General features: G+C 60.4%; 17 protein-coding genes. 2 read left to right on the top strand and 15 right to left on the bottom strand.

Annotation, left to right across the window (positions count from 1 at the left end):
* The 7 genes from NKI49_RS22660 to NKI49_RS22690 form a co-directional block, all read right to left on the bottom strand.
* Positions 1 to 936: VCBS domain-containing protein (locus NKI49_RS22660; protein ID WP_352695771.1), on the bottom strand; the 936-nt coding region annotated here is incomplete at its 3' end.
* Positions 937 to 1,672: 736 nt separating this feature from the next.
* Positions 1,673 to 3,304 (bottom strand): ABC transporter ATP-binding protein, encoded by a 1,632-nt coding sequence (locus NKI49_RS22665; protein ID WP_352606883.1) that lies wholly within the window; start codon positions 3,302 to 3,304, stop codon positions 1,673 to 1,675.
* Positions 3,294 to 4,178, bottom strand: coding sequence for an ABC transporter permease (locus NKI49_RS22670; protein WP_352606881.1), 885 nt, complete (start codon positions 4,176 to 4,178; stop codon positions 3,294 to 3,296). Before NKI49_RS22670 ends, NKI49_RS22665 begins: the two co-directional genes overlap by 11 nt.
* Positions 4,175 to 5,221, bottom strand: a complete 1,047-nt coding sequence (locus tag NKI49_RS22675; protein ID WP_352606879.1) for an ABC transporter permease — start codon at positions 5,219 to 5,221, stop codon at positions 4,175 to 4,177. The genes NKI49_RS22670 and NKI49_RS22675 overlap by 4 nt, the downstream gene beginning before the upstream one ends.
* A gap of 95 nt (positions 5,222 to 5,316) precedes the next feature.
* Positions 5,317 to 6,924: an ABC transporter substrate-binding protein gene (locus NKI49_RS22680; protein ID WP_352606877.1), complete on the bottom strand. Its 1,608-nt coding sequence runs from the start codon at positions 6,922 to 6,924 to the stop codon at positions 5,317 to 5,319.
* 117 nt (positions 6,925 to 7,041) lie between these two features.
* On the bottom strand, positions 7,042 to 7,395 hold the full coding sequence (locus NKI49_RS22685; RefSeq protein WP_352606875.1) for a Rieske (2Fe-2S) protein: 354 nt from the start codon (positions 7,393 to 7,395) through the stop codon (positions 7,042 to 7,044).
* A 13-nt stretch (positions 7,396 to 7,408) separates the two neighbouring features.
* The gene (locus NKI49_RS22690) at positions 7,409 to 8,491 is read right to left on the bottom strand and encodes an amidohydrolase family protein (RefSeq protein ID WP_352606873.1); all 1,083 of its coding nucleotides are present in this window, start codon (positions 8,489 to 8,491) and stop codon (positions 7,409 to 7,411) included.
* Between the two features lie 134 nt (positions 8,492 to 8,625).
* Between NKI49_RS22690 and NKI49_RS22695 the strand changes: the two genes are divergently transcribed.
* Both NKI49_RS22695 and NKI49_RS22700 read left to right on the top strand, forming a co-directional pair.
* Entirely contained in the window at positions 8,626 to 9,483 is an 858-nt protein-coding gene (locus tag NKI49_RS22695; protein WP_352606871.1) for a LysR family transcriptional regulator, read from the top strand.
* A gap of 213 nt (positions 9,484 to 9,696) precedes the next feature.
* Positions 9,697 to 10,650 (top strand): FAD-binding oxidoreductase, encoded by a 954-nt coding sequence (locus NKI49_RS22700; RefSeq protein ID WP_502899604.1) that lies wholly within the window; start codon positions 9,697 to 9,699, stop codon positions 10,648 to 10,650.
* 339 nt (positions 10,651 to 10,989) lie between these two features.
* Here NKI49_RS22700 and NKI49_RS22705 read toward each other — a convergent pair whose 3' ends face one another.
* The 8 genes from NKI49_RS22705 to NKI49_RS22740 form a co-directional block, all read right to left on the bottom strand.
* The gene (locus NKI49_RS22705) at positions 10,990 to 11,307 is read right to left on the bottom strand and encodes a sensor histidine kinase (protein ID WP_352606867.1); all 318 of its coding nucleotides are present in this window, start codon (positions 11,305 to 11,307) and stop codon (positions 10,990 to 10,992) included.
* Positions 11,308 to 11,434: 127 nt separating this feature from the next.
* Positions 11,435 to 12,310 carry a YihY/virulence factor BrkB family protein gene (locus NKI49_RS22710; protein WP_352606865.1) on the bottom strand — a complete coding sequence of 292 codons (876 nt, stop codon included), beginning with the start codon at positions 12,308 to 12,310 and terminating at the stop codon, positions 11,435 to 11,437.
* Between the two features lie 415 nt (positions 12,311 to 12,725).
* Positions 12,726 to 13,862 (bottom strand): succinylglutamate desuccinylase/aspartoacylase family protein, encoded by a 1,137-nt coding sequence (locus tag NKI49_RS22715; RefSeq protein WP_352606863.1) that lies wholly within the window; start codon positions 13,860 to 13,862, stop codon positions 12,726 to 12,728.
* Positions 13,852 to 14,865: an ABC transporter ATP-binding protein gene (locus NKI49_RS22720; RefSeq protein WP_352606861.1), complete on the bottom strand. Its 1,014-nt coding sequence runs from the start codon at positions 14,863 to 14,865 to the stop codon at positions 13,852 to 13,854. Before NKI49_RS22720 ends, NKI49_RS22715 begins: the two co-directional genes overlap by 11 nt.
* Positions 14,862 to 15,884, bottom strand: coding sequence for an ABC transporter ATP-binding protein (locus tag NKI49_RS22725; protein WP_352606859.1), 1,023 nt, complete (start codon positions 15,882 to 15,884; stop codon positions 14,862 to 14,864). The genes NKI49_RS22720 and NKI49_RS22725 overlap by 4 nt, the downstream gene beginning before the upstream one ends.
* On the bottom strand, positions 15,881 to 16,711 hold the full coding sequence (locus tag NKI49_RS22730) for an ABC transporter permease (RefSeq protein ID WP_352606857.1): 831 nt from the start codon (positions 16,709 to 16,711) through the stop codon (positions 15,881 to 15,883). Before NKI49_RS22730 ends, NKI49_RS22725 begins: the two co-directional genes overlap by 4 nt.
* Before the next feature lie 62 nt (positions 16,712 to 16,773).
* Positions 16,774 to 17,712: an ABC transporter permease gene (locus NKI49_RS22735; protein WP_352606855.1), complete on the bottom strand. Its 939-nt coding sequence runs from the start codon at positions 17,710 to 17,712 to the stop codon at positions 16,774 to 16,776.
* A gap of 33 nt (positions 17,713 to 17,745) precedes the next feature.
* Entirely contained in the window at positions 17,746 to 19,320 is a 1,575-nt protein-coding gene (locus NKI49_RS22740) for an ABC transporter substrate-binding protein (protein ID WP_352606889.1), read from the bottom strand.
* Positions 19,321 to 19,442 lie beyond the last annotated feature (122 nt).

The raw sequence follows: 19,442 nt of genomic DNA on the forward strand, positions 1-19,442 counted from the left end.
GGTGGCGACCGTGCCGTTGATGGTGCTGTCCTCGAGGCCGGAGTTGGTGTCGGCCACGGCGGTCGGGGTGTCGTTGGTGCCGGTCAGCGTGATGGTCAGCGTCTGGGTGTCGGTGCCGCCGAGGTGGCCGTCGTCGACCTTGATTGTATAAGTCAGCGTCAGTGTTTCACCGACAGCCAGGAAGTCGAAAGCCTGCGGTGCCGAATTGAAGGTCCAGCCCAGATTGTTGGTTTCGCCCGGATTGGCCGTCAGCGAGGCCGGCGAAACCGTAAGCATCCCAAGCACGGCGCCGCTGTTCAGCCCGCCCGTGGTGCCGGCCAGCGACACGGAGGCAACACTCGCAGTTGCCGTGTCGGAGACATCGGCATCGTTCACCGTCAGAGTGCCGCTCTTCGTCAGGGCGGCATTAGTCTCGGTCAGCGAGGCGGCCGCGCTGTCGGTCGTCACTAGATGGATATCGGGTTTGTCGTTGGTGCCGGTGAATTGAACAGTGGCCGTGGCCCAGCTCAGCGTGCCATTGCCGAGCTGAATGGCGTAGGTCACTTTGTCGACAAGAACCTGACCGGCCGAAAGTGCCTGCAACTGCCCGTCGATATTCGTTGTGTCGTAGTGGATCGTGCCATCGCTGGCTATCCAGATCTTGGCTCCCAAGAGGCTGGTGTCGGTGGTCCCGGAAGCTCCCGAACTATCAGTGCTATATGTCGTGTCACGCGTAAGCAGATCTGCTGGAGCATATGTCTTCGTTGCGGTCGACAAGCTGTCTGCGTTGTCGATGGAGTACAGCTGTTTGGCCGCTCCTCCCAGATCGTTTGCCAATACATTCAGGATCAAGACGCCAGTGGCATCTTCCAAATAGGCAAGAAGATCGTCCTTCGCCTGCGGTGTGTTCGAGAACGACGTCGTGGTGCCGCCAGCACCGGCGATCTGAGTAGCCATGTTTCACCCCTGTTGTTTAACGACAGACGCCCCCGCGCCTGTCGACCGTATTAAAAGACCAGCCGCGTCCCGCCGAAAAATCATTGCGCGCCTGACATGCAGATCACGGCAGACATCAATCCTGTCAGCGCACCCGAAGACCCCAACGCAGTCGCCTTGCGACGGCCAGCACAATGCGTGTCAGTCGCGGGCGAGTGGTGGCTCAAATGGTGATGACTGCGACGATACCCTTTGTCGCGGTGTGTTTCCCAAGCCCAAATGGCGTCGTCTAACTCGTTGTTGCCCGTCGAGAGTAGTTTTATGCGACGCTTATATTAGGAGGTTATTAACTTTAGGGGAGAGCGTCAACATCCGACTTAGGGGAAGAGTTAACGGCAGACCAAAACAGCCCATCCTACGGGCGTGCCGGCTGGGGAACCAGCCGTGTGTGGTGATACGCGATTCCGCGCCCTTGTCGGACAGGCGGCTGCTGGTCTACTTCATCGCAGACGATAACTTGCTTAGTACACGAGATGCAGAAGGCCGGGTTTGCGGTTTATACGCCCCCTTTTTTGCTTTGGGCACCGGCTGCGCGCGAGCACTCCTCCATCATCAGCATTCCGCGGCGCTAGACTGTGAAAGCGGTGAGGCGCCATGGCGCATATGACGTTCGTCCCATATGAGACCGCGTCGAAAGATTGCAGGTATGAGGGTGGAGGGCTTTCTTCCTGCCTAGAACTACCTGCACCGCTCTCTTTCAGATTCTCCGGCTGGCTAGAAGCCGTGTAAGCCAGTCCGGATCCATTTCAGGCACGGATGAAAGAAGCCTTTCGGTATAAGCTGCATGCGGGGGCGCAAGAACTTCGCTCTTCAACCCCTGCTCAATGACTTTACCCTGATGCATGACCACGATTTCGTCGGCTATCGCCCGTACGGTGGCAATGTCGTGAGTGATGAATATGTAGCTCACGCCAAGTTCACGCTGCAGGCGCATTAGAAGCTTTAGGATTTCTTCCTGCACAATCTGGTCGAGCGCGGATGTGATCTCATCGCAAATGATGAGTTCCGGATCGGCGGCCAATGCCCGGGCAATGCAAACGCGCTGTTTTTGGCCGCCCGACAGTTCGGCCGGCAGACGGTCTAAATACGTTTCGCTCATCTCGACCATTTGCATGAGCTCGCCGATGCGGCGATCGCGCCGTGCGCCTTTGAGGCCGAGGTAGAATTCAAGAGGGCGCGCTATGATGTCTTCAACCGTCTGGCGAGGATTTAGGGCATTGTCAGGCATTTGATAAATCATCTGTATGCGGCGCAGGACCTCTCTGGGTCGCATCTTTAGGGTGTTGGAAAGGCGCTTGCCGTCGAAAGAAATGGACCCCGACAGCGCGGGCAAAAGGCCCGTAACGACGCGCGCGAGCGTCGATTTTCCGGAACCGGATTCGCCGACCACCGCAACCGTTCTTCCACGCGGGACCTTTATGGAGACATCCTGGAGCACCTTGATGGTGCCAGCGTAGGCCGCAGTGACATTGTCGATTGTCAGCAGATACTCATCGGCCGGAACTTCGGGCTTAACAAGTTTGCGCACGGCCCACAGCGTTTTTGTATATTCCTGGCTCGGCGAGGCGAGCATTTGGCGCGTCTGAGCCTCCTCCACGGTCAGGCCGTGGCGCAGAACCATGATGCGGTCGGCCATTTGCGCCACCACTGCCAGGTCATGCGTCACGTAAATTGCGGCGGTGTTGAACTCCTCCACTATGTTGCGGATGGAGGCGAGAACCTCGACCTGGGTGGTCACATCGAGCGCCGTCGTGGGCTCGTCAAATACGATGAGGTCGGGACGGCAAATCATCGCCATCGCAGTCATTGCCCGCTGCAATTGTCCGCCGGAGACCTGATGGGGATAGCGGAAGCCGATGGTCTCCGGATCTGGGAGATGAAGACGCCGATAAAGATCGATGGCGCTGCGGTTCGCTTTCTCGCGCCTTGCAATGCCATGCGCCACGACAGTTTCGACAGTCTGGTCGAGGAGCCGGTGGGCGGGGTTGAATGAGGCCGCCGCGCTTTGCGCGACATAGGCGATGCGGGAGCCTCTGAGGCGGCGACGCCCTGTTTCACTCAGTGTAAGAAGATCAGTCCCGTCGAACAGGACCGATCCCTGCGTGATCCGGCAGCCTGGCTTGGCATATCCCATTGCAGCAAGCCCAATAGTGGATTTGCCCGCACCGGACTCGCCGATCAGGCCAAGAACCTCACCACGCTTCAGCGTCAGACCGACCCCGCGGACGATGGGATGCCACCGCTCATCCGAAAAACCCTCAACATGCAGATCGCGGACCTCGAGCAGATCCTTTCCTCTTTCATGCGAAACGTGTCCGCTATTTTTCATCGCGCAACCCGCTTGTTACGTGCAGGAACCAGTCGACGACGAAATTCACGGACACCGTCAGGAGCGCGATCGCGCCGGCCGGCAGCAGCGGCGTGATGTCGCCATAGGTGATTAACGTCGCGTTCTCGCGCACCATCGATCCCCAGTCGGCCGTAGGCGGCTGAATGCCGACGCCGAGGAACGACAACGCCGCAATGGTGAGGAAAACGAAGCAAAATCGCAGGCCGAACTCCGCGATCAGCGGCGGTATCACGTTGGGAAGGATTTCCTTGACGATGATCCACTTTGGACCTTCGCCGCGCAATCGGGCAACCTCGACATATTCCATGACAGCCACGTTCAGCCCCACGGCCCGTGACAGCCGAAAGACGCGCGTCGAATCGAGAAGCGCAATGATAAAAATCAAGCTTGGGATCGAAGAGCCGAAGATCGAGAGCAGCACGAGCGCGAAGATCAGGCTTGGGATGGACATCAGCACGTCCACGGCACGCGATAGTATCTGGTCGAGCCACCCTCTGTATAACGCAGCGACAAGGCCAAGCGAGACGCCGGCCGCGAAGGACAGTGACGTGGTGGCGATCGCGATACCGATGGTGTTGCGCGCCCCGTAAATCAGCCTCGTGAGCATGTCGCGCCCGAGTTGGTCCGTTCCCAGCATGAAGTCCCGGCTCCAAGGTGCGAAGGCTTCGTTGAAGACCCGCGTTTCGCCGTACGGTGCTATCCAGGGCGCGAAAACGGCTACAACAACATAGCCGAGGATCATCAGCATGCCGAACCAGGCGCTGAACGGCGCCTTCGTGAGCGCAACCTTGGCCCGGGTGGCGCGCGAGCGCCTCAGTCTCAGAACCGCTACTGTGGGTTCGGAGCTGGTCATCGCGGGTGCAAGAGCCTGGGATTGGTGACAATAGAAATGATATCGGCGGTCAGGTTGAGCAGGATGTATGCCGCAGCGAAGATCAGGGCGCAGGCCTGGACCACCGGAACATCCCTCGATCTCACCGCATCCACCATCAGCTGTCCAATGCCGGGATAGACGAACACGACCTCGACCACGACCACTCCGACGATCAGGTAGGCGAGATTGAACGCCACCACTGTGACGATGGGAGCCCAGGCATTCGGGAGGGCATGCCTGAGTACGATCGCCATTGGCGACATTCCCTTGAGACGCGCCATATCGATGTAGGGGCTGGCCAGCATGTTGATGATCGCCGCTCGCGTCATGCGCATCATGTGGGCCACGATCACCAGTGTAAGCGTGATCGCCGGCAGCGCCACTCTCCAGGCATGCTCCCAAAACGGCGTCACATCATTCACATTCGACAACGTCGGGAACTTGGGAACCGCATTGAGCGTCCGGTCCACGGAAACCGCGAGCCAGTGCGGCAGGCTTTGGGCAAATTCGGACCCGATGAACGTGTCACGCGAGATGACGACATAAACGAGCAGATAGGCGACGAAAAACTCCGGAAAGGAAATGGCAGTCAACGTCACTGCATTCACCAACCGGTCGAACCAGCCGTTGCGGTACAGCGCAGCCAGGATGCCAAGGCCTAGCGCCAGCGGAACTGCTATCAGCGCGGTCATCGAGGCAAGAAACAGCGTGTTATAAAGCCGGGGCGCAATGATCTCGGCCACAGAGCGCCGATAGCCGGTGCGGCTTGCGAACGAAGAGCCGAAATCACCGTGAAGCATTTGCGTGATCCAGGCGAAGTAACGCTCCACTGGCGGGCGGTCGATTCCGATTTCGCGCTGAAACGCGGCGACAGTTTCGGGTGTCGCCGATTGCCCGAGCGTGGACTTGGCGAAGTCGCCGGGAAGCATTGCGATCGCCGAGAAGATGATGATTGACACGATGAACAGCGTGACCAGACCGAGGCCCAGGCGCTGCAGAACCGTTCTTGCTACGGGGTTCATCGGCATGCGTTTCCGTTGCTGCCCCTGTCACACCAGCCAGGGCACGTCGAGCCGAGCCGGACTGCCGCAATCATCACGCGTCCGGCTCGCGGCACTCACACGCTGGCGATCCACCAGCGCTCAGCCATCTTCAGTCCGTCGTTCTCCCAGTTCGGCGCAACCTCGCCATGTGCGAGCTTGTTGGAGCTGGCGCTAACGAAATTGTTGAATACCAGGACGATGCTGCCGCCATCGTCATGTGTCAGTTGCTGCATCTCGCCATACATCCCCGCTCGCTTGGCTTCGTCCGTCTCCGCGCGCGCCTGGACAAGCAACTCGTTGAAACGGGGATTTTTCCAGAACGACTCGTTCCAACTGGAGTCCGCGGCAAAGGCCTGCGTAAACATCCAGTCGGCCGTCGCGCGGCCGCTCCAATAGGATGCGCACCAAGGTTTCTTAAGCCAAACGTTGTCCCAGTAGGCGTCCTCGGCCTCGCGCACGACGTTCACGTCGATACCGCATTGGGCAGCCGTCTCACGAATGAGCGCAGCAGCGTCCACCGCTCCCGCAAAGGCAGCATCGGCGACCGAGAGATCCACCTTCAGGTTTTCCATTCCAGCTTTCTTCAGATAGTGCTTGGCCTTTTCGGGATCAAAGCTGTGCTGCGGCTGCGGATTCATGGCGAATTTGATCGCCGGGGCGATCGGGTTGTCGTTTGCCACAGCCGCGTGACCAAGAAAGATCTTGTCGGCGATCTCCTGACGATTGATCGCATATTTCAAGGCCTGTCGTACGTCTGCATTGTCGAATGGCGCCACGGTGACGTTCATCGGCAAAGTATAGTGCCCGTAGCCGGTGACCTCGACGATTTCGATTTTCGGATTGCGCTTGAGCATGCCGAGCGTCTTCAGGTCGGCGCGGCCGATATAGTCCACCTCCCCCGTGGACAACGCGGCCATGCGAGCGGTCAGATCGGTGATGGATAGGAACTCTACCTCGTCCAGATAGGGCTTGCCGTTCTTGAAATAGTTCGGGTTGCGCTTGAGTTTGGCCGAAACGCCGGGCTGGAAGTTCTCGAGCACGAATGCGCCGGTGCGTACGCCCGAAGCCCAATCGGCCTTCCCGTCCTTGGTCGGCATAATGACCAGATGGTAGTCGCTCATGATGTAAGGGAAATCGGCGTTGCCGCTGTTGAGCGTGAAAACGACCGTTTCCGGGCCGTCCGTCTTGATGTCGGCGACGGAATCGAGCAGCGACTTAGCGGCCGATTTGGTGTCCTTTCCCATGTGATAGCGCAACGATGTCACCACGTCGTCCGCCGTCACATTCTTGCCGTTGTGGAAGGTAGCGCCCTTGCGCACCTTGAAGACCCATCTCTTGGCGCCGTCCGCAGGTTCGAAGCTCTCGGCAAGATCCGGTTGGACGCTGCCCTTGGCGTCGACCTCGGTAAGGCTGTTCGACATCGAGCCCGAGAACGCGGTTTGCGTAAACGTGTCGGGGTATCCGGCCGGATCGATCGAATCCGTCGTTGCGCCATGCGCCAACCCTAGTTTGGCAAAGCCACCCTGCAGGGGGGCGGCGCGTGCCGTGCTGTCGAAAAGTTTGTCTGCGGCCACGACGGTCAGGCCGGCCGCCAGTCCTAGATGAATGAAGTCGCGACGGGAAATCTTGCTGCGGCCGATTAGATTTTGTGCGGTACTGAGTTTGTGTACAGAGTCTGACATTTTAGCTCTCCCATTGCGGAATTCTCCGCGTTATTATTCGTCAAGCACCCGTGAACAAATCTGCTAGTTGGTACGGTCACCTTTCCTTCGAAGCTCGTGCGATATTGTTGTGCCCAGTCAGGCTGTTACATAGATGTTGTCGGCCTCAACGGTGACTGGAAACGTGCGCGCACGTATGGAAGGGTCGACCAGTGCCGCGCCTGACCTTATGTCGAACTCCCAGCCATGCCAGGCGCACCGCACGATCTCGTTCTCGCGATGGTAGATGAATTGCGCTTCGTCGACCGGGGCGGTTGTTCCGCATTGGGGTCCTTCACAAAGGGGAGCGCCGCGATGTGGGCACACGTTCAGCAGCGCGTGGAAGGAGTCTCCGACCCGGAAAACGCCGACCGAGAGGCTGCGGATCTTGGCGATGAAGGGAGAACCAGTCTCGATCTCGTCGACCCGGCAAATGTATATCTTTTCGGCCATCGGTCTTCCCTCGTCAGGCCGCGTTCGCCGCTTGCGCGGGAGAGATGCGTTTATAAACTTCGAGCGCGTTCAATCCCATGATCTTGCTCCTCCAGGAGGGCGGGATGTGCAGGGTGTTGGCATCGTCGTAGTCCCAGTGCGGATAGTCCGAGGCAAACATCAGCGTGTTTTCGCCGTCCATCGCTTCGAGGGTGGACCAGAGGTGCTGGATGTTTGCCGGCTGCTCCAGCGGCTGTGTGGAAAAACGGATGTTGCGCCGGCAATATTCGGATGGGAGCATCTTCAGCCAGGGCGTCTCCTTGCGTAGCGCCTTGTAGTCGGCGTCCAGGCGCCACAGGACCGATGGAACCCAGGCGACGCCGCACTCGATGATCACGAAGTAGAGATCCGGCCATTTTTCGAAAACGCCATGCGCTATCATGCTGGCCACATGCGACATCGCCGACATGTGCAGGACGGCATGCGTCTCCCAGAAAAATGTCGTCGGCGAAGGTGCGATGGCATTCGAATTCACACCCCCGTGCCCGCCCAGATGTATGGCAAAGGGCAGTCCTACTTCCGTGCAAGCTTCGTAGATCGGATGGTAAAAGGGATCGCCATAGGGCTTCACGGAACCCTGGGAAGCGAGAACCTGAACCATCCGCGGATGGTTGCCCAAGCGGCGTATCTCGGCGGCCGCGAGCTTGGGGTCCTGCGGCGCGATAATGATCGAGCCCATGAACCGCTTGTCCTTCGGCAACCATTGCTCGATCTGATAATCGTTGTAGGCGCTGACGAGGGCACTGGCGTAGTAAGGGTTGGCGAGCGTTGAGGCCTCTATCGGCTCGTCGCCGGTCAGGATCGCCACGCCGATGTTGTATTTGTCGAGGTGCTTTTCTTTCATGATGAGATAGTTGTCGTCTTCGGTCTTCGGACGCACGTCCTTGCGGGAGAAGTCCTGCGGATGAAACCAGGGACGATGACCATGTGGGAATGCGCCGACCGGCCCTGTTTTCTCGCCCTCGACGAACATGTCTTTCCACAAGCCCGAAAGGTAGGGCTCCAGCACCGTGGCGCTTGACCAATAATTGTGACAATCGCAGTCAACGATGAACACCCTGCTCAGCTCCATAGTCCGGCGTCGACCGACGTTTGCCAGCCAATCTCTTCAACGCAGCTTCTGCCTTGAGTATTGTTTGATCAAGCTTATGATGCAGCGTAATATGATCGAGTTTTTCGATTGGAAAAATCGTGCAGCTGGACCACATCGAAACCTTTCTCGACATCATCGAGTCGCGAAACTTCAATCGCACAGCCGAGCGGCTGGGATTGACCCAGTCGACGATCAGCACCCGCATCAAGAACTTGGAGAGCGCGATAGGGTCCGAGCTCTTCCAGCGCGGACGCGCCGGCGCCGAGCCGACGGCGGCGGGGCGCCGGTTTGAAGCCTACGCAAGATCCCTGCTCTCGACTTGGTCGCAGGCACGCCACGACGTGCGGGCCTTCAACCGCTTCGAGGGCACCTTGCGCGTCGCCGCACAGGTAGGCATGACACGCTCAGTTCTACCAGGTTGGGTGGAGACGCTGTGCCAGGTCCTGCCGAAATCTTCGATCCATGTGGAATCGGACTATTCGAACCAGATGGTCAGCGATCTAAGCATGGGAAATCTCGATATCGCGGTGCTTTACGCACCCCGCTATCTCCCCGAGATCACCTATGAGCACTTGATGGTCGAAGAATATGTGATGGTTTCGACCACGGCCCGAACTCTCGCTGAGGTAGACCCGGAAACCTACATTCGCCCGGGCTACACGGTTGTGTTGGAGAAGGCCCACGCAGAGCTGTTAGCTGATCTAGCGATCTGTCGACTTTCGATGGGATCGGAAACTTTGGCAGAAATGATGCTCCGGCGCACGGGCGGCACCTGCTATATGCGCAGCGACGATGCGCATAGGTTCACCGTCGAGCGCCCATCGTTTATCGTTGAAGGAGCCCCGACGCTGCATCAGCCGGTACACACGGCGGTACTGGCGCGTCGCAAGCACGAGCCGATCATCCGTAAGGGAATCCGAGCCCTCCATGTCGCTGTGATGTCGCTCGACGTTTAATTGAAATAACCGATCATAACGCCAGGAGTTTGCTTCTGTTTTAAGGGGCTTCAAACTGGCATCTTGGCTCGACCTCTAAGCCCGAGCCTCATGATGAATGCACACGCTTCCCTCAAAGCCTCCGAGTTTCTGCCCACCATACCCCGGCGGCAATGGGCACCAACCACACGGCAAGCTGTCCACTGCCGGCGCGTAATCGACGAGACGCACGATGTGAAAACATTCGTTTTAACATCGCCGATGGATCGGATGTTCTGCTTCAGCGCGGGCCAGTATGTGCTTGTGCACCTTAACATGAATGGTCACGCGGTGACGCGATCCTACTCTGTTTCGTCACCGCCAACGCGGCCGCTCGACCTGCAGATCACGGTCAAACGAACGCCGGGCGGGTTCGTTTCGAATTGGCTCCACGACAATTTGAGTGTCGGCGACGAGCTAGAGATCGAAGGGCCGCTTGGTTCGTTCAATCTGGACGACCTGCAAGGTGAAAGGCCCCTTTTTCTGTCAGGCGGCAGCGGAATAACTCCCGTTATGTCTATGCTGCGCGCGCTCACCGACCGCGCAGACGACCGACAGATCCGTTTCATTCACAGTGCGAAAACGCCGGCCGATATCATTTTTCGATCGGAGTTGGATGCGCTTGCCGCTCGCTTTCCCAACGTGCAGGTGACTTGCGTTTGTAGTCAGGCAGATATCGCTTGGACCGGCCCATCCGGCCGAATAGATGGTGAGATGCTCCTGAGCCTGGTTCCCGACCTCCACAAGCGCGTCGTTTTTGCCTGTGGGCCTGAAGAGTACATGAAAGCCGCACGTGCCTGCCTGGACGCCATTGGCCTCGCCCCATCGCAGTATCACCAGGAGAGCTTCGGAGGCAGCAGCCCGCGGGTGGGGCTGACTTCAACGATTTCATCTTCGGTCCGTTTCGTCCGCTCCGGCATATCCCGTATCTGCTCGACCGGAGAGACCCTGCTGGACGCGGCGCGCCAATCTGGTGTCTACGTACCCACCGCATGCCAGCAGGGGGTCTGCGGCACGTGCCGCATCGCCAAGCTTTCCGGCGAAGTCGCTATGGATGACCTTGGCGGGCTGACACCTGAGGAGAAGTCGGCCGGCTATGTCCTTGCATGTTGCAGCCGCCCAAAAGGCGCGGTTTTGCTCGACCTTTAATCTCGCGCCTGTTTTTTGGTCATTGACGCCCATACATACTTTAGCGTCTGGCACGTTCACCAGTCTGACGAGACGAGTGTCACCACAGAAGAAGCGGTCCTCAAAACGCAGTCGGAGTTCTACGTGGGATCGGCCACCTGCCTCGCGCTGGCCAGGTAGCTCCTCACGACGACAGTTCTCTGACGATGTCGAAACGCAGCGACGTTGGGACCAGAAACTCACCCGTCGGCGCCACAGGCGTCCAGCGCCGGCGCGGGGCACCGGACCGGATCAAGACGTCTTCGTCCTCGCGATCTGCAACGATAAGATCGGTGTTGATACCGGACCACACAAGGACGATCAGTCTGCAATGCCCTGGGCGGCGGTCACACCAGGCGAAAAGGTCATCCTGAAGCATGCGCCTGCGGTTTTGCCTTCGACGACCTCGATCCGGCCGCCATGCAACTGCATCAGTTCCCGCACCAGGTTGCGGCCGAGACCGGTGCCATGGTCCTGCTGGCGCAGCCGGTAGAACGGATCGAAGATCCGCTCTCGTTCGGCAGGCGGTACGCCGCCGCCCTCGTCGACAACCTCGATCGTGGCGGGCGCGTTGACGCTGACGGTGATCTTGCCCGCCTTGCCGCCATGTTCGATGGCGTTCTGGACGAGACTGGTCAAACGCGCGCTCGATCGCGGTCCGGTCGCCGATGACGCAAAGGCGAACCTTGATGGCTGCCAGTCGCATCTCGCACACTGATTCAGGCCCGTTGTAACTGAAGGCGCCAGAAGGTTTGCCCCAGCCGCGTCATCGACGCTGATGCTTTCCTTCCACCAGCGCCTGCAGGTCGGACCTGCTGCCACGGCGCACTGAATAGGCCCGTGTAAACTCGGCTCCGAGCAAGAATATTTCTGACGAATAATAAACCCAAAGCAGCACAACGAGCAGCGCGCCCGCAGCGCCATAGGAGGACGCGATCGCACTGGTTGCGATGTACCAGCCGATCAAGGACTTGCCGATAGTGAACAGGAATGCCGTGACCACCGCTCCAATGGCCACATCGCGCCAACCCAGCCTTCGGTCCGGCAATATCTTGTAGATCGCGGCGAAGAGTATGGAGAGCAGGATGAACGAGACGATCTCATTGGTAACGCTTAGGATAACAGCACCAAATGGCAGGTAGGCATTGATCACCTGGTTGAGTGCCGAAATTGCAGCACTCGCCACCAGGGAGACAAGCAGCAGGAATCCCAGTGCGGCGACAAGACCCAGGCTTGCGGCCCGTGCGCGCACCAGTCGCGACAAAGTTGTGCCGGTAGGCGCTATCTTCCAGATTTGATTGAGCGAAAGCTGCATTTCGCCGAACACGCCGGAGGCCGTCATCAGCAATGTGACGATGCCTAGGATTGTTGCCAAAGTGCCTGCGGTTTTGTGCGATGCACCTTCGATGGTGATCCGCAGGAGTTCGGCGCTCTGCGAGCCCATCACGCCTGCGATCTCTGCTGACAGGCCCAGTTGCGCGGCCTCATGACCAAAGACCAGGCCGGCAATTGCCACGACGATCAAGAGGATGGGGGCCAAAGACGTCACGGCATAGAATGCCATCGCGGCACCATGGCTGAATGCGCCATCATTGATGAAGCCGAGCACGCTTTGCTTCAACAACTCCCAAGCTTCCCGCATGACACGCCGCATTTCCGTATACCCGTCGACTCCCACGGGATCGACCTCTTTCGCGGCAATCTAGTGCGGCTAGGCATAGAAGCCAGGCGAATGGGCTATGCGGGCCAGAGCGCAGTGTTGTCGTGCCCGTTGCGGCCCTTTCGGGCCGCCGGCGCGGCGAACAGCAGGTTGATCACGATGAGCTTCAGTGAGCGGATGGCGAACACCTAATCTGGAGGTGGGCCCTGCCGGATGTGATCTTCCTCCAAGTGGTGCCATCACCTGTGCTCAGGCTGAATACGGTCAGATCCGGTGTTTGATGCCGTGAGCCGGCCTCAAAGGCTGGCGACAATAGGTCTTGAGAACGGTAAGCGCGGTCTGACCCGTTCTATGTTGGGCAGGCTCGCTTTTCGCGGAACCAATCGTCGGTCCTGTCTCAGTCCTCCAGCAGATAGCCTTTCCGATGAGACAGCGGACTTTCGCCGGCGACTTTGGCGATCACTTGATTGGCAGCCACGAGCTTCTTCAGCCTTCGGGTTATGACGACGCCGTTGGTCCGAGCGTGGACGGTTATCCGACCCTCGGCGCCGAGCACCGACGGATCGACGATGTCGGCGATCGGCTGGCCGGAAGTAACGCGCTCGCCGAGTTCAGCCCGGTAGACGATCACCCCGAACGCCGGCGTGCGCACCACGTCGCACGCATCGAAGCCGGTCACGTCGCAAAGCGGAGCCGGCGCCGCGACCGCCGGGCTGGCAAGATAGCCGCGCCGACGCAGCACATTGAGCATGGCGGAGGCATCGGCCCGGGCCATATCGTCGCTTATGTCGATGAAACCGCGCAGTTCGATGGTCGCGGCCAGGCAGCCGATGGGGATCGGCTTGTCGGGGAACATCGCGGCAAGCCCGAGCCAAGGTTCGACGCTCGCTTCGGCAAAGGTCGAACCGCCGGACGCCGCTTGCGAAAATGCGGCACGGCAGCCGAGTTCGCCCGAAACATCCGACAGCTGCGCCCAGAGCTCGGGCCGCACAAACAGGTGCATTAGCCCTTCGTCGTCGCAATGCAGGTCGAGCACAAGGTCCGAATCGAAAGCCTCGCGAGCCAGGATCGTGTAGAGGGAATCGACCTGCTGACCGACCCCATGTTCGTCCAGGATCTCGCGGATCGTCTCGCGGATCAGCACCAGATTGGCGTCGGCATCGCTTCCCAGCCGGCTCTCGAGCCGGGCGGCCAGTTCAACGGCCAGCGCCGGCCAGTTCCGATTGAAATTGCGCCCGCTGGCAAGGTCGTGGCGCCCGAGATGGTCGCCGTTGACGAACTGCGCCAGGCCAAGCGGATTGGCGTAGGGAACGACCACCACCTGTCCCGTGATTTCGCCGCGTGCGTCGGCCGCATCGAGCTGCTCGATCAGGTGGTGTGAGACGAGCAGGCCCGGAGCTTCGTCGGCGTGCAGTGCTGCATGGATGTACGCTTTCGGCCGGGCCTGCGGTGATCCGTAGCGCACCATGCGCACACTGTGACGGCTGCCGGGCGCGCCGTTGGCGAGAGGGATATCGAGGATTTCACGAGGCATGGGCTACTCCGGCTGTGCTTGCCGACAAGGGAAAATGGCAGCTGAAATTGTGACGCGCCTCATCCGCGCCGATCACCGGCAAAGGAGCGACGCGCCGGCAGACATCTTGCGCGTAGCGGCAGCGTGTATGAAATTCGCAGCCTTGCGGACGCCTTAGCAGGCTGGGAACCTCGCCGCTGATTTCGACCCGATCGAGTACTGCATCTGGATCCGGCACTGGATTGGCCGACAGCAGCGCCTGTGTGTAGGGATGGCGCGGCTGCTCGAAAATGCGTTCCGTCAGCCCGACTTCCACGAAGCGGCCGAGATACATGATCGCCATGCGATCGGTCATGTGACGCACGACATTGAGGTTGTGCGTGATGATCAGGATCGCAATGCCAAGTTCGCGCTGAAGCCGCGCCAACAGATTGAGCACCTCCCCTTGAACCGACACATCGAGGCCTGCCGTCGGCTCGTCGGCGATGATGAGGTCGGGCGCCAGGGCCAGCGCACGCGCAACGCCGACCCGGCGCGCCTGCCCACCGGAAAGCTGGTGCGGGTAACGGCGGCCGAAATCGACCGGCAGGCCGACCATGTTAAGCAGGCGTTCGGCTTCCGCGGCGGGATCGCGGTCGGTGATGCCATGGATGCGGAAGGGCTCCATCAAGAGCGAGCGCACGGTCAGCCGCGGCGACAACGATCCGACCGGGTCCTGGAAGGTCATCGCCATGCGCCTGAGGGTGAGCTTGCGCTCGGCCGCACCAAGACCGTTCACAACCTCGCCGCCGAAGCGGATCGTGCCGCTCGTCGGCGGCCGCAGTCCCATGATCGCCCGCGCGATGGTGGATTTTCCCGACCCGCTCTCGCCGATCAGGCCAAGCGTCTCGCCCTTTGCAATCTCGAACGAGACGCCGCAGACAGCGTCGACGAACGGGTTCTGGGTGCCGGTCGCAATGGCTTTCAGCGGGCTCATCGTGCGGAAGCGCACGCGCAGATCCTCGACCGCAAGCAACGCGCTCATGCGGGCATCACCTGTTCCTTGTCGTCTAGCAGGTGACAACGGGCTGAATGGCTGGTGCCGATCACACGCGCGCCAGGAGTTTCGTCGGCGCAACGCGCGACAGCATGTAGGCAGCGCTGCCGGAATATACAGCCTCCCGGCAGGCCGAGCAGGCTCGGAACTTCGCCCGGAATGGTCGGCAGCAGGCGCGTCGACGTCGCAATCCGGCCCGGGTCGCATTCGAGAAGCGCACGCGTATAGGGATGGCCGGGCCTGTTGAAAATGTCGCGAACCGTGCCTTGCTCGACCACTTCGCCGGCATACATCACCGCGACACGGTCGCAAAGCTCGGCAACCACGCCGAGATGATGCGAGACGAACAGGATCGAACAGCCGATTTCGCTCTGCAGCTCCTTCAACAGATGGAGGATCTGGACTTCGAGCGTCGCATCAAGCGCCGTCGTCGGCTCGTCGGCGACGAGCAGCGCCGGTTTGACCAGCAACGCCATGGCGATACATATGCGCTGGCGCATGCCGCCGGAAAATTGATGCGCATAGCCGCCGATGCGGCTGCCGGCATCGGGAATTCCGACCCGCTCCAGCATGTCGATCGCGCGCTGGCGCTTGGCCCGCCGCGAGCCGCCCTCGTGGTGCTGGATGTCGACCATCTGTTTTTCGATGCTGCGCACCGGATTGAGCGCGGTCATCGGATCCTGGAAGATCATCGCCATGCGGCTGCCAAGCAGGCGCCGCCTTTCCCCCGGCGCCATGGCCAGCAGGTCGCGTCCCTCGAAAAAGATAGCGCCGCCCACCACTTCGGCGTTTTCGGCCAAGAGGCCCATCGTGGCATAAGCGAGCGTCGACTTGCCCGAGCCGCTTTCGCCGACGATGCCGACCACCTGGCCGGCCGGGACGTCGATGTCAACCTTGCGCAATGCCCGCACGCGACCGCGCGGTGTGCCGAAATCGAGATCAAGGCCGCGGATTTCCAGAAGCGGTTCGCCGGGCGGCCAATGCTGCGCGAAGTGTGCCGGTTTCATAGGTCTTTCCGCAATCTGGGATCGAAGATGTCGCGCAGCGCCTCGCCCAGGAACGTAAACCCCAGCGTGGTGATGACGATCGGGATGCCGCCGGCGACGACCAGCCATACCGTCTTGTGGATATAGCCATAGCCGTCGCTGAGGATCGTTCCCCAGTCCGGTGTCGGCGGGCGAACGCCCATGCCGAGGAAGCTCATGCCGGCTTCCAGCGTGATGACCAACGGCACGTCCATGCTGACCAGGATAAGCAGCGGTCCGATCACATTGGGCAGCACATGAACCGCCAGGATACGCACGAAGCCGGCGCCCATGGCGCGCTCGGCGATGATGAATTCGCTTTCGCGCAGCGCATGCGCCTGCGTGCGCACAACGCGTGCATAGATCGGCACCGACGTGACCGCGACGACGAAGATGACGCTGGCGAGGCTTGGCCCAAGCAGCGTCACCACCGCCAGGGCGAAGATGATCACCGGAAACGAACGTATCGTATCGAAGACCAGCAGCAGCAGATTGTCCAGCCAGCGCGGACTGAAGGCGGCGATGAGCCCGAGCACAAGGCCAACGCTGAGCGAGGCGCCTAACGAGACGAAGGCGACGAGCAGCGCGATCCTGCCGCCCATGATCACGCGCGAGAAGACGTCGCGCCCGAGCTGGTCGGTGCCGAGCAGGTAATGCAGCGATGGCGGCGCCAGCCGCGGCCCGACCATGATCTTGACCGCATCATAAGGCGCGATCCAGGTGGCGAAGACCGCGCTCGCCGCAACCAGCACCACCAGGACTGCGCCAAGCACGCCGAGCGGCGTCTTGAGCAGCTGTCGCAGGAACATCGTGACGGCGCCCGGATCCCGGCGTGTTGCTTCTCTATGGGAAATCGCTTGGATGTCGGCCACTACAGGTTCTCGCGAATTCGTGGATCGAGCGCGGCGTTGACGAGGTCAGCCAGGGTCGTCGAGACGACGAACAGCACGGTCGTGACAAGGACCGTACCCATTACGATGGGGTAGTTGCGCGAGTCGACGGCCTTGACGATCAGCGCGCCGATGCCGGGCCTGGCGAACACCACTTCGACGAAAACCGCCGCCGACAGCAGATGCGCCATGCCTACGCCGATGATCGTCACCGTCGGCAAAATCGCGAGCGGCAGCGCATAAAGGGCGACGATGCGCCGTTGCGAAAGGCCGAAGGAACGCGCCATGCGGATATGGCTTTCGCTCAGCAGTTCCAGCATCGAAGCCCGCACGATGCGCGAGATATAGCCGACCCAGCCGATGCCAACGACGAAAGCGGGAAGGATGAGGTGAACGATCCCGTCTCGGAAGCCAGCGCCGGCACCGATGGCGGGCAGCCAGCGAAGACCGACCGAGAATATCAATAGCGCGTAGATCGCCATCACAAAGGAGGGGATGGCGATTGTGCCGACGGCGAAGACCCCGACGGCCTTGTCGATCAGCGAATTGCGGCGCGTTGCCGAATAGCAGCCGAGCGGCACGCCCACGACCACGGCCCAGGCGATCGACGCCAGGATCAGCTCGATCGTGTAGGGCAATTGTTCGAAGACGATGGCGGTGACGGGACGCTGGGTGAAAACGTCAGTGCCCAGATTGCCGTGCAGCAGTCCGGCGAAGAAAGACAGGATCTGGACCGGCAGCGGCTTATCGAGTCCCATCTGTTCATGCAGTTGCGCCTTCAGTTCAGGCGTTGCCCGCGGTCCGAGCAGCACGGCCGCCGGATCGCCAGGGACGGCTTGGATCATCAGGAACAGCAGCGTCACCGCGACCACCACGATCGCGACCGCCAGCCCGGTGCGTTTGGCGAGGTATAGCCACATGTTCCGACCCAAACCTTCCCAGCGATCGCGGCACTAGGCCGATTGCGGCGCGAAACCGAGATAGAGCGGTCGACCGTCGGGGCGCGTACTGGCCTCGACCTGCGTCGTCCGGTACATGATCGGTGAGCCCTCATGCGTGAGGAAGCGGTAGGATCCGGACTCCTCCATGAGGTCCTGCATCTCATGATACAATTTGGCGCGTTCCTGCGGATCCTCGACGGTTACCGCCTTGGTGTTCAGTTCGTCGAAGCGTTCGCTGCGGAAGCGTTCCCAGTTCCACACCCCGACCTGCTCGCGCACGAAGAAGGTGGTGGCATAGTAGGGATCCGGCACCATCGAGAACCGCTGCACGATCAGCTGCATGTCCTTCCAGCGGTCGCCTTCCGATTCCATGCCGATGGTCCAGAATGAGCCGGAATCCTGAACATTGACCTCGACCTTGATGCCGATCTGCGACAGCTGCGCCTGGACCATTTCGGCAATCGTGGAGAAGGTGGTCACGTTGAGGGCGTCGATGGTGAGGCTGAGTTCACTGACGCCGGCCTTGGCCAGATATTCCTTGGCCTTTTCGAGATCGCCCTCCGGCGGCACCAGCGCCTTTTCACGATGCCCGACCAGACCAGGCGCAATGAGTCCGGTGGCCACCGCCGCCTGTCCGGAATAGGCTGCGTCCATGATCTGGGGAACGTTGATCGCCCACTGTATCGCCTTGCGGACATTGACATCCTTCAGCTTCGGGTGCTCCGCGTTCATGGCGATATAGACGTAGTAGAGCGAAGGCTTCTCCTCGATTTTCGTGTTCTCGGGCGGGCTGTCCTTCAGCGTGGCCAGCGAATCGAGGCTGAAATCGGTGAAGTCGATGTCGCCAGCCTGATAGGCGCGCTCGGCGGTCTTGATGTCGCTCATCGGCAGGATATGAACTTCGTCGAAGCCCGGCTTTGGTCCCTTCCATTCGGGATTGCGGGTCAACAGGACGAGCTGGTTCGGCTTCCACTCGGACAGCACATAAGGACCGGAAAAACACGGTGGCTTCAGGCCGAAATCGCCGCCGTCGGGAACTGCCTTGGTCACCGCTTTTTTCGAGACGATATGGCCGCAGCCATAGGGCAGCGTGATGTTCCAGAGCGGCACGAAAGGCGTCTTGAGCACGATCACGCCAGTATGGTCGTCCTCGATCTCGATGCGGTCGAGCGGACCCCAGTCGCCCTTGACCGGAGAATTGTGCTGGATGACGCGCTCGAACGAGAACTTCACGTCCTCGGCGGTCATTTCGCCGAATCCGCCAGTGAAATTGATGCCCTTCTTCAGGCGGAAACGGATGTGCGTGGGATCGATCTGTTCGACGGAGTCGGCGGCCTCGAGTTCCCAGCCCCACTCCGAGCCCGGTTTATAGCGCGTCAGCTTCGTGTAGATGCAGTTCATGACGTCGACATTGTAGGCGTTCTGGTAAAAGCCAGGATCGAGCTTGTCGATATCGGAATAGGCGCGGGCCTTGAGCACCTTGCCTTCGGCGGCCCAAACGGCCTGGGACAAGGGCAGGCCTGAAGCAATGATCGCGGCGCCGACGCCGGCGCCTGCCTGCAGGAAATGTCTGCGGTTCATTATCATGTCAGCCACGATCCGTTCCCCTTTCAATTGAGCGGATTGCCGGTGACTGCCGGCACGCTCTTTTTCGTTTCGTGTCGCCCGGTGGGCCACCTGTTTGGACAGTGCATTCTTCAATAGCGCCG

Origin of the sequence: Mesorhizobium sp. M0587 (assembly GCF_040320945.1) — a bacterium.
GTDB lineage: Bacteria > Pseudomonadota > Alphaproteobacteria > Rhizobiales > Rhizobiaceae > Mesorhizobium.